This is a genomic window from Sphingomonas sanguinis (assembly GCF_001476905.1).
Taxonomy (GTDB): domain Bacteria; phylum Pseudomonadota; class Alphaproteobacteria; order Sphingomonadales; family Sphingomonadaceae; genus Sphingomonas; species Sphingomonas sanguinis_B.
Map to the genome: position 1 here is coordinate 187,836 of NZ_LDTE01000010.1, position 11,241 is coordinate 199,076.

Below are 11,241 nucleotides of genomic sequence, written 5' to 3' on the forward strand. Positions count from 1 at the left end.
CCAAGGCGGGACGCGGGCAAGGCGGATTGCCGTTGGTGATCCCCAAGTCGGTGGATAGGATGCGCGCATGACGCAGGATGAATTCGGTTTTAACGCCCACCGCAGAGGAACGGCGGTCTTTGCGCTTTCGTTCCACCATCCTGCGATGCTGGATGAGGCGATCATCCGCGCCGGTTGGGCCATCTGGTCGATGGCGCCGCGCGATGGCGAGCCGCCGTCGGGCGACATGCTGGTGGGATCGTTCCTGGCGAGCGAGGCGCGGGTCGCCCTGATCGACGCGCGCGAGGCGGGGGATCTGGGCCTGCGTGCGGCCCAGGCACTGGGCGCGGTGATCGCGGCGACGGGCGCGGCGATGCTGGTCGCCGTGCCGGATTCCCTGTCCGAGACGCTGGACGCATTCGTCGCAGCGGGCGCGACGCATATCCTGGCCCCCGACGCCGATGACGTGATGCTCGGCGCTTCGTTGAAGCTGGCGGAGCGTCATGCCCGCCGGACGCTGGACGTCCGGCGGCGGCGCAGTCATGCCGATGGCGAAGTGGGCGAAGTGTATCGCTGGATCGCGGATGCGATGGACCGGGGCGATCCGTGCCTGACCATCATCGTCTCCCTGTCGCGGCTGGACCTGATCAACGCCGCCCATGGTCGCCCGGCGGGCAATATGCTGCTCCGCTCGGTCGAGGCGCGGATGCAGGCGGTTGCCGCAGCGGCGTTCGGCGAGAGTGCCATCGTCGCACGCTCGGGCGGGTCGGAGTTCGTGATGGCGGGCGTCGCCGATCCGGCGCGGGCCAGAGCCATCGCCGAGACCCTGGAATCGCTGCTCGCCTTGCCGTTCCAGGCCGGGGCGGTGCCCATGAGGCTGGGCGTCCGGCTGGGCCTGGCCGCGGCGCAACCGAACGAGGACCCGGCCGGGCTGCTCGCCCGTGCGGGCGAAGCGCTGCGTCAGGCGCAGGTCGGCGACGGCGCCATGCTGCGTTTCGCGCATCCGGGCGACGTCACGCCGCTCGACGTCCTGGCCGCCGATCTTCACCACGCCATCGAGCGCGGCGAGATCGACATCGTGTTCCAACCCCAGGTCGCGATCAAGACCGGGCGGATCACCGGGGTCGAGGCTCTCGCCCGCTGGCGGCACCCGACACTGGGGCCGCTGGGGGCCGATCCGCTGTTCGCGGCGGCGGAGCGGGCGGACCTGGGGCTGGCGCTGTCCGATCATATCCAGCAGGTCGCGCTGCAACGCGCGGCGCGCTGGCCCAAGGGGCTGTCGCACCTGCGGCTGTCGATCAATATCACTGCCGCCGATGTCGGACGTGCCGGGTTTGCCGGGCTGTTTCTCGACCGGGTGGCGAGCAGCGGCTTTCCGATCGAGCGGCTGACCGCCGAAATTACCGAGACGGGCCTGATCCACGAACTCGACCGCGCCGCCATCGTGCTGGACACGCTGCGCCAGGCCGGGGTGCGGATCGCGATCGACGATTTCGGCACCGGCTATTCCAGCCTCGCCTATCTCACCAGCCTGCCCATCGACTATATCAAGCTCGACCGGGCGCTGGTGACGGAGGTCGACGCCTCGCGCCGCGACCGGGTGGTGGTGCGCGGGATCATCCGTATCGCCGCGCATCTGGGCATGGGGATCATCGCCGAGGGCGTCGAGACCCACGAGCAGGCGGCGTTGCTGGGGCGGCTGGGTTGCGAGACCTATCAGGGCTTCCTGCGCGCCGCGCCGCTGGATGAAGAGGCGCTGCGCACGATGGTCGAGGAGGAACTGCAATGCGCGGCCTGAGCATGGCGATGATCGCACTGGCACCGGTTGCGGTCTATGCGGCGACCCCGGCCGCCGATCCGGCCGAGGCGGGCATCCGCGCCGCGATGCTGGACAGCGCGGAGGGGTGGAACAGGGGCGACCTGAATCGCTTCGTCCGAATCTATGCGCCCGATGCGATCTTCGTCGGCAAGAGCGTGGTGACCCGGGGCAAGGCCGCGATCACGCAGAATTTCCAGCGCAGCTTCACCGGCGACGGCAACAGCCGGGGCGAGCTTCGTTTCGATTTCCTCGAATGGAAGCGGCTGGGCGAACGCCGCTTCCTGATCGCGCGGTGGAATTTGTCGGGCGGCGAGAGCGGGATGACCTCGCTCCTGTTCGAGCACCGCGCCGATGGCTGGAAGATCGTCGCCGACCATAGCAGTTGAGGGTGGGGCGGGGCGTTACCCCGCCGCCTTCGCCAGCCCCTTCGACAGTTGCAGCGCGCCGTGCAGCCGTGCCTTGGCATCGGGCCAGGCACGGTTGAGGACCAGCTTGCCGTCGGGGCGCAGCTTCGCCAGTTCGCCCAGCCGCTCCACATAGGCGAACAGCCCGTCAACATTGGCCGGACGATTGTCGTGGAAGCTGACCAGCACACCGCGCGGGCCGACATCCATCTTGGCGATACAAGCGGTCTTGGCGTTTAGCTTGATCTTGATGACCTGGATCAGATTGTCGGTCGCCTCGGGCAGCGGGCCAAACCGGTCGATCATTTCGGCGGCGAATTCCTCCACCTCCTGCTGCTGTTCCAGATCGTTGAGGCGGCGATACAGCCCCATGCGCAGGTCGAGATCGGGGACATAATCGTCCGGGATCAGGATGGGGGCGTCGACGGTGATCTGGGGCGAGAAGTCGCGCTTTTTCTCGAACGCGCCGCCCGCCTTGGCCTCCAGGATCGCCTCTTCCAGCATCGACTGGTAGAGTTCGTAGCCGACCTCCTTGATATGCCCCGACTGTTCGTCGCCGAGCAGATTGCCCGCGCCGCGAATGTCGAGGTCATGGCTGGCCAGCTGGAAGCCCGCGCCCAGCGAGTCGAGGTCGGACAGCACCTTCAACCGTTTCTCCGCCGCCTCGGTCATCTGCCGCTCGGGCGGCGTGACCATATAGGCGTAGGCACGGGTCTTCGACCGGCCGACGCGTCCGCGCAGCTGATAGAGCTGGGCCAGGCCGAAGCGGTCGGCGCGGTTCACAATCATCGTGTTGGCGGACGGAATGTCGATGCCGCTTTCGATGATGGTGGTCGACACCAGCACCTCGAACTTGCGGTCATAGAAGGCGGACATGCGCTCTTCCACTTCCGTGGGCGACATCTGGCCGTGCGCGACAACATAGCGGACCTCGGGTACTTCCTTGCGGAGATACTCCTCAATATCCGGCAGGTCGGCGACGCGCGGAGTGACGAGAAAGCTCTGCCCGCCGCGATAATGTTCGCGCAGCAGCGCCTCGCGCAAAACCACCGGGTCCCAGGGCATGACATAGGTGCGCACCGCCAGCCGGTCGACCGGCGGCGTCTGGATCACCGACAGCTCGCGCAGGCCCGACATCGCCATTTGCAGCGTTCGCGGGATCGGCGTCGCGGTCAGAGTCAGCATATGCACATCGGCCTTCAGCGCCTTCAGCCGCTCCTTGTGAGTGACGCCGAACCGCTGCTCCTCGTCGACGATGACCAGGCCCAGCCGCTTGAACTCCACCCCCTTGGCGAGCAGCGCATGGGTGCCGACGACGATATCGAGATCGCCCGACGCCGCGCCGTCCTTGGTCTTCTTGGCCTCGGTCGCGGTGACCAGGCGGGAGAGGCGGCCGATCTTGATCGGGAACCCCTCGAACCGCTGGACGAACTGGTTGTAATGCTGACGCGCGAGCAGCGTGGTCGGGCAGACGACCGCCACTTGCATCCCCGCCATCGCCGCGACGAAGGCGGCGCGCAAAGCGACCTCGGTCTTGCCGAAGCCGACATCGCCGACGATCAACCGGTCCATCGGCTTGCCAGCGGTCAGGTCGCCCAACACATCGTCGATGGCACGATCCTGATCGTCGGTTTCCTCATAGGGGAAACGGTCGACAAAGGCCGGATAGCCTGCACTGTCGGGCTCGGCGACCTCGCCCTGGCGTAGCGCGCGTTCGGCGGCGACCGCGATCAGCTCACCCGCGATCTCGCGGATGCGCTCCTTCATCTTGGACTTGCGCCGTTGCCACGCTTCGCCGCCCAGCCGGTCGAGGCTCGCGCCGTCCTCGCCCGAGCCGTAACGGGTCAGAACTTCGAGATTCTCGACCGGCACGTAGAGCTTGTCGCCGCCCGCATAGGAGAGCGCCACGCAATCGTGCGGGCTCTTGCCGACGGGGATCGAGGTCAGCCCCTCATATCGGCCGATACCGTGGTCGGAATGGACAACCAGATCGCCGGGCGAGAGCGTCGCCAGCTCGGCGAGGAACGCGTCGGCCGACTTACGCCGCTTCTGCCGCCGGACCAGCCGGTCGCCCAGCATGTCCTGCTCGGTGAGCACCGCGATGCCCGGCGCGGTGAAACCATGGTCGAGCGGCAGGACGACCAGCGCGACACCGAAGCTCTTGGACGTATCGGCGATGCCCAGCGCTTGCTGCCAGGTCTCGGCGGCCTTGGCACCCTTCAGCCCATGGTCCTTCAGCAGGCTGCCGAGACGTTCGCGCGCGCCATTGGAATAGCTGGCGAGGACGGGCTTGCGGCCGTCCTTGCGCAGCGCCTCGAGGTGATCGACCACCGCCTCATAGATATTGGCGTGCGCCGCGCGTTCGGGGGCGAAGTCGCGTGCGCCATCCACCTCAAAATCGAGGACGGTCTTGCTCTCGGGTTCGTGAAACGGCGTGACCAGATGCGCGGTCGCGGCCTCCAGCCCCGCTTCCCATTCCGTGTTGGTCAGATAGAGCGATTTGGCGGGCAGGGGGCGGAAGCTGCCCGGCTGGGCCGCCTCGGCGCGCTTGCGGTTCTCGTAATAGTCGGCGATCGCATCGAAGCGTCCGCTCGCCGCCGCCGCGACGCCATTGTCGCGCACCACCACGGCGCCATCGCCCAGATGGTCAAACAGCGTCGACAGCTTGTCCTCGAACAGCGGCAGCCAATGCTCCATGCCCGCCATGCGCCGCCCCTCGGACACCGCCTGATAGAGCGGGTCGCCCGTTGCGGTCGCGCCGAAGGTCTCGCGATAGCGGGTGCGGAAGCGCTTGATCGATTCCTCGTCGAGCAGCGCCTCGGAGGCGGGGAGCAGGGTGAAGCCCTCGATCCGTCCCGTCGTCCGCTGGTCGGCGGGGTCGAAGGTGCGCACGCTCTCGATTTCGTCGCCGAAGAAATCGAGGCGCAACGCCTGTTCCTCGCCGCTGGGAAACAGGTCGACCAGGCCGCCACGCACCGCGAATTCGCCCTGATCGTGGACCGTCTCGGTGCGGACATAGCCGTTCGCCTGGAGTAGCGCGGACAGCTTTTCCAGCCCGATCCGCTCGCCGGGGGCAAGGCGCGCGACCAGCTGGCGGATACGGAACGGGGTCAGCACGCGCTGGGTCGCGGCGTTCGCGGTGGTCAGGACGAGTTGCGGCGTCTTTGGCTTGGCCTGGAGTCGGTGGAGCCCCGCGATCCGTTCCGCCATGACGCGCAAGGTCGGCGAGGCGCGATCATAGGGCAAGCAGTCCCAGGCGGGGATCTGCAGGATTTCCAGCTCGGGCGCAAAATAGGTCGCGGTCGCGGCCAGCTCACGCATTTGCGCATCATCGGCGCAGATGAAGACCGCGCGCGTCGTGGCCGCCCGCGACAGGTCGGCGAGGAGCACGGGCAGAAACCCCGCCGGAACGCCCGAGAGGGTCAGCGGGCTCTGGGCGGACAGGATCGTCTTGATATCGGGCATGGGGTTCCGAAACTGGGGGAAGGACGCGAAAGCGAAACGCCTGCGGTGGCGTAAGTTACCGTGCGATCGGCACGAAATTCAGCGCGCGCATCCGCTGCATCACCGGGCCGTCCCATTGCGGCGGGCAGGCCTGCGTGCCGATGGCCCAGGCCATGATGTCGACATCCTGCTCCTCCAGCAGCGCCTCGAACCAGTCGAGCTCTTCGGGGCTCAGCGTTTCGTGATGCGCGTCGAAAAAGCCGCCGATCATCAGGTCGGCTTCCTTGGTGCCGCGATGCCATGCGCGAAAGCGAAGGCGCTTGATACGGGTTTCGTGGTCCATGGGAATTCCGATCCGACGAGAATTGGCCCCACATGCTCTGGCGGCGCGCGGGGGCTTGAGGCTATACGCACCCATCTAGTCATGCGTCCCGATATCCTCAATCCGCTGTTCGCCGAAGTCACGTCGCTGAAAGGCGTCGGCCCCGGCCTCGCCAAGCCGCTCGAGCGCCTGCGCATCGCGCGGGTGGTCGATGTCGCCTTCCACCTGCCGACCGGCCATATCGACCGTTTCCCCCGCGACGAGCTGATGATGGCCGATGCGGGGAGGGTGATCGCCATCCCGCTGACCATCAAGGAGTACCGCGTATCGTCCTCCCCGCGCGGGCCGACGCGGGTGCGGGCCGAGGATGCGGCGGGCAACAGCGTCGCGCTCGTCTATTTCGGCGGCAATTCGGGCTGGGTGAAAAAGCTGCTGCCGATCGGCGAGACCAAGGTCGTCTCCGGCCGCCTCGATCTTTACGGCCAGGACTTGCAGATCGTGCACCCGGACCTGGGCGACAGCACCGAGGATTTCCGCGAGCGCGAGGCGATCTATCCGCTGTCGGAGGGGATCACCTCGCGGCGCCTGGGCGCGCTGGCGGCGCAGGCGGTGGAGCGTTCGCCCGACCTGCCCGAATGGATCGAGCCGGGACTGAAGGCGCAGCGCGGCTGGCCCGACTGGCGCGAGGCCCTGGCGCGGGTCCATGCCGACCCGGCGGATGCAAAGGCGCGGGAGCGGCTGGGCTATGACGAGGTATTCGCCAACCAACTGGCGATGACGCTGGTCCGCGCCGATACCCGCAAGCGGCGCGGGCGGGCGCTGAACGGCGACGGGCGCCTGCGCGACATGCTCAAGCTGCCCTATACGCTGACCGGCGCGCAGAGTCGGACGGTGCGCGAGATCGAGGGCGATCTGGCGCAGGACGCGCCGATGCTGCGGCTCCTCCAGGGCGATGTCGGCGCGGGCAAGACGCTGGTCGCGGCGATGGCGCTGCTGATCGCGGTCGAGGCGGGGGCGCAAGGCGCGATGCTGGCCCCGACCGAAATTCTCGCGCGCCAGCATTATGAGACGCTGCGCAAGACGCTGGCCGGGCTGCCGATCGAAATCGCGGTGCTGACCGGCCGGGACAAGGGCAAGGCGCGGGAGGCGACCCTCATGGCTTTGGCGGCGGGCGAGATCGACATATTGGTCGGCACCCATGCGATCTTCCAGGAAACCGTGACCTATCGCGACCTCGCGCTGGTGGTGGTGGACGAACAGCACCGGTTCGGCGTGGCGCAGCGGATGATGCTGTCCGCCAAGGGCAAGGCGCCCCCGCACTTGCTGGCGATGACCGCGACGCCAATCCCGCGCACCCTGACGCTCGCCAATTACGGCGAGATGGACGTCAGCCGGCTGGACGAAATGCCGCCGGGCCGTCAGCCGATCGAGACGCGCGTGGTGTCCGAGGACCGGCTGGACGAGGTGGTCAACGCACTCGGCCGTCACCTGTCGGAGGGCGGGCAGGCATACTGGGTCTGTCCGCTGGTCGAGGAAAGCGAAAAGTCCGACCTCGCCGCCGCCGAGATGCGCGCCGAGACCCTGCGCGCCCGCTTCGGCGAGCGGGTAGGCCTGGTCCACGGCAAGATGAAGCCTGCAGAGAAAGACGCGGTGATGGAGGCGTTTGCGGGCGGGCGGCTGGGGGTGCTGGTCGCGACGACGGTGATCGAGGTCGGGGTGGACGTGCCCAACGCCACGCTGATCGTGATCGAACATGCCGATCGCTTCGGTCTGGCGCAGCTGCACCAGTTGCGCGGGCGCGTCGGGCGGGGTGGGGGGCTGTCGCGCTGCCTGCTCCTGCGTGGCTCGCATCTGTCGGAAACATCGCGGGCGCGGCTCGCCCTGATGCGTGAGACCAATGACGGGTTTCGGATCGCGGAAGAGGATTTGCGGCTGCGCGGGGCGGGCGAACTGCTCGGCACGCGGCAATCGGGGGAGATGGCGTTCCGGCTCGCCACGCCGGAGAATATGGCCGACCTGATGCAGTGCGCGCAGGATGACGCGCGGCTGCTGATCGATCGTGACGGCGGGCTGGAGGCACCGCGCGGACAGGCGGCGCGGACGGCGCTGTATCTGTTTGAGCGGGATGCCGGGGTGGCGCTGCTGCGTTCGGGCTGAACGAAGCGGCGTTCGTGGCGTTGGGCGCGTATGGCGGCTGTCTTTCCCCTTATTCTCGTTCTGATCGCGGGCCTCGGTCTGGCGATCCAGCCGCCGACCAACGCCGCGCTCGCCAAGGCGTCGGGGTCGGTGGTGCTGGCGTCGCTGACGTCCTTCCTCATTGGCACGGTGGTGCTGGCGGTGGCTTGGGCTGCGATCGACCGGACCAGCCCGGCGGCGATGAAAGGCGCGCCCGGCTGGGCATGGCTAGGCGGGTTTTACGGAGCCGGGTTCGTGGCGGTACTCGCCTATGCCGCGCCGCGTCTGGGAATTTCCGTGGCGCTGACCGCTGCCATCGCTAGCCAGTTGGTGGCGGCGTTGATCGTCGACCATTTCGGTCTGTTTGGCGTGCGGGTCGAGCCGGTGACTATGGGAAAGGTCATCGGGGTCGTGCTGGTGATTGCAGGGGCGGTGGTAGTTCGGCGGGGGTGAGTTGCAGCCCGTACCCCGGCGGAGGCCGGGGTCCAGTTGCTTTGCGGTTGATGGGGCGGAGAAAATGCCTCCCACGCACTCTTATCCCGCTTCGGCGACTTGGTAGAAACTGGGCCCCGGCCTTCGCCGGGGTACAGCTTTTATGGAGAGCAAGGAGGTCCCAACCTCTGTTCAGTCTCGGTGAGGTCGAAGGGCATCACCCCGCCGTGAGCAAACCGTGGTTCTTCTTGCCCGACGACAGCTTCACCGGCTCTCCGCCCACGGCGATGACGGCATTCTCATCCGACACCTTCTCGCCATCGACCCGCGCACCGCCGCCTGCGATCAGCCGCCGCGCCTCTCCCTTGGACTTGGCAAAGCCCAAGCCGATCAGTGCGTCGATGATGGAAACCGACCCGCCCTCAACAGCAAAGCTGGGCAGCGCCGCGCCCGCCGAACCTTCCTCGAAGGTCCGACGTGCCGTCTCCGCCGCTCCGTCCGCCGCCGCGCGGCCACGGCACATGGCGGTGGCTTCGTTGGCAAGGATCTTCTTGGCCTCGTTGATCTCCGCGCCTTCCAGCTTTTCAAGACGGGCAATCTCGTCCAGCGGCAGGTCGGTGAACAGGCGCAGGAAGCGGCCGACATCGCGGTCGTCGGTGTTGCGCCAGAACTGCCAGTAATCGAAATGCGGCAGTTGGTCCTCGTGCAGCCAAACGGCGCCCGCCATGGTCTTGCCCATCTTGCCGCCGTCCGCCGTGGTGATCAGCGGGGTGGTGACGCCGAACACCTCGGTCCCGTCCATCCGGCGGGCCAGCTCGATGCCGTTGACGATATTGCCCCATTGGTCCGACCCGCCCATCTGCAGGCGGCAGCCATGACGCTGGGCCAGTTCGCGGAAGTCATAGGCCTGGAGGATCATGTAGTTGAATTCGAGGAAGCTGAGCGACTGCTCACGGTCGAGGCGCAGCTTCACGGAGTCGAACGAAAGCATCCGGTTGACCGAGAAATGCTGCCCCACTTCGCGCAGGAAGGGGATATATTCCAGCTTGTCGAGCCAGTCGGCATTGTCGACCATCACCGCATCGGTGGGACCGTGGCCAAAGGTCAGGAACCGCTCGAAGATGCGCTTGATCGAAGCGACATTGGCCTTGATCCCGTCCTCGCCCAGCAGCTTGCGCGCTTCATCCTTGAAGCTGGGATCGCCGATCTTGCCGGTGCCGCCGCCCATCAGGACGATCGGCTTGTGGCCGGTCTGCTGCATCCGGCGCAGGAGCATGATCTGCACCAGACTGCCGACGTGCAGCGACGGCGCGGTCGGATCGAAGCCGATATAGCCGGGCACCACGCCCCCGGTCGCGAGCCGGTCGAGCGACGCGGCGTCGGTCATCTGGTGGACGTAACCCCGTTCATCCAGGGTGCGAAGCAGATCGGAGGTGTATGCCATAACCGGCGCTCGTTACACCGCCGATCCGCGTTCGTCACCCTCCGGTAACGGCAAAGCGGCACGGGCCCCATGCCCGCGCCGCTTCATGCTCCCTTACCGACAGAGGGTGCGCCCGTTCTGCCGTACATAGTTGCAGGGGCGATAGCCCGATCCGCGTCCGGTATAGTTGGTATAGTCGCCCTGGGACCGCGGATCGACATAACCCGGCGTGCGCCGTGCGCGCTCATATTCGCGAGCCGTGCGGGCTTCGCGGCGCGCGCGCCAGTCGTCGCCGCGCCATCCGCGATCGTCGCGCCAGCCGCGCCGCTCGCCGCGCCAGTCGCGACCGTCATCTCGGCGATCCTGACGCCAGTCGCGGCGGTCGTCATGGCGATCCTGTCGCCAGTCACGACGCTCGCGATCATAGCGGTCGCGATCGCCGCGCGGACCGTCGTCGCGCCAGGACTGCGCCTGCGCCGAGGACAGGGGAAGGGCCGTCGTCGTCGCGACGCCCGCCACCGAAAGGCCGATCATGGCCAGGGCCTGAAACATCTTCTTCATAACGCCAACTCCCAGGGGCACCGGCCCCAAGTTCGTTTCCAACCTATGACAGGTCGTGGCGTTCCAAATCCTGAACCGCCCGTTAGGCGGCGTTCATCATCAGCGGCCGGGCAACTGGCTGAGCGGGTCGACCGGCTGGCGGCCCCGGCGCAGCTCGAAATGCAGCTCGGGCCGGTCGGCGAAACCGGTCTGGCCGGACAGCGCCAAGGTCTGGCCGCGCCTCACGCTCTGGCCGCGCTGGACCATCAGTTTCGAGGCATGGCCGTATACGCTGGTCCAGCCATCGCCATGCTTGACGATGACCAGGCCGCCCAGCGCCGCGATGCCGTCGCCGACATAGGCGACGACGCCATCGGCGGTCGCCTTGATCGGCGTGCCGATCGGCACCGCGATCTTGATGCCGTCATTGCGCTCGCCGCTGGAACCCGCGCCGAAGCGCTTGACCACCTTGCCATCGACCGGCCAGGCAAAGCCCGAGCGCAGGCGCGTGGGGGCGGCGACCACGGCGGTCGGCGGCAGGACGCGGCTTGGCGTGGGGCTGGGCTTGGCGGGGGCCTGGTTGGTGGCGAGCGCGGGTTCGCCGCCGGTAAGGATGTCGTCGACGTCGAGCTTGAAGGCCGCCGCGCGCTCGGCTGCGCTGCTGACCGGTGCACCGGTCGCCGTCCTGGTAGCGGCGCCCGGA

At 67.6% G+C, this 11,241-nt stretch carries 9 protein-coding genes; 4 read left to right on the forward strand and 5 right to left on the reverse strand.

Going from position 1 to position 11,241, the window contains the following annotated elements:
- Positions 1-67: 67 nt before the first annotated feature.
- Entirely contained in the window at positions 68-1,777 is a 1,710-nt protein-coding gene (locus tag SB4_RS03185; protein WP_058751378.1) for a putative bifunctional diguanylate cyclase/phosphodiesterase, read from the forward strand.
- On the forward strand, positions 1,765-2,184 hold the full coding sequence (locus SB4_RS03190) for a YybH family protein (protein WP_058751379.1): 420 nt from the start codon (positions 1,765-1,767) through the stop codon (positions 2,182-2,184). Before SB4_RS03185 ends, SB4_RS03190 begins: the two co-directional genes overlap by 13 nt.
- Before the next feature lie 15 nt (positions 2,185-2,199).
- Here the strand turns inward: SB4_RS03190 and mfd are convergent, their stop codons facing one another.
- Positions 2,200-5,667 carry a transcription-repair coupling factor gene (gene mfd, locus SB4_RS03195; RefSeq protein ID WP_058751380.1) on the reverse strand — a complete coding sequence of 1,156 codons (3,468 nt, stop codon included), beginning with the start codon at positions 5,665-5,667 and terminating at the stop codon, positions 2,200-2,202.
- Between the two features lie 55 nt (positions 5,668-5,722).
- The gene (locus SB4_RS03200) at positions 5,723-5,989 is read right to left on the reverse strand and encodes an FAD assembly factor SdhE (protein WP_058716446.1); all 267 of its coding nucleotides are present in this window, start codon (positions 5,987-5,989) and stop codon (positions 5,723-5,725) included.
- Positions 5,990-6,070: 81 nt separating this feature from the next.
- On the opposite strand from SB4_RS03200, the gene recG reads away from it, so the two are divergent.
- Positions 6,071-8,125, forward strand: a complete 2,055-nt coding sequence (gene recG / locus SB4_RS03205) for an ATP-dependent DNA helicase RecG (RefSeq protein WP_058751381.1) — start codon at positions 6,071-6,073, stop codon at positions 8,123-8,125.
- Between the two features lie 30 nt (positions 8,126-8,155).
- Complete coding sequence (locus tag SB4_RS03210) at positions 8,156-8,596, forward strand: DMT family transporter (protein WP_058751382.1); 441 nt, start codon at positions 8,156-8,158, stop codon at positions 8,594-8,596.
- 196 nt (positions 8,597-8,792) lie between these two features.
- On the opposite strand, the gene tyrS is transcribed toward SB4_RS03210, so the two are convergent.
- The 3 genes from tyrS to SB4_RS03225 all read right to left on the reverse strand — a co-directional run.
- Positions 8,793-10,019, reverse strand: coding sequence for a tyrosine--tRNA ligase (tyrS, locus tag SB4_RS03215; RefSeq protein ID WP_058751383.1), 1,227 nt, complete (start codon positions 10,017-10,019; stop codon positions 8,793-8,795).
- A gap of 93 nt (positions 10,020-10,112) precedes the next feature.
- Positions 10,113-10,559 (reverse strand): hypothetical protein, encoded by a 447-nt coding sequence (locus SB4_RS19415; protein WP_153006033.1) that lies wholly within the window; start codon positions 10,557-10,559, stop codon positions 10,113-10,115.
- A 99-nt stretch (positions 10,560-10,658) separates the two neighbouring features.
- On the reverse strand, positions 10,659-11,241 hold a 583-nt coding region (locus SB4_RS03225; RefSeq protein ID WP_153006034.1), incomplete at its 5' end, for a murein hydrolase activator EnvC family protein.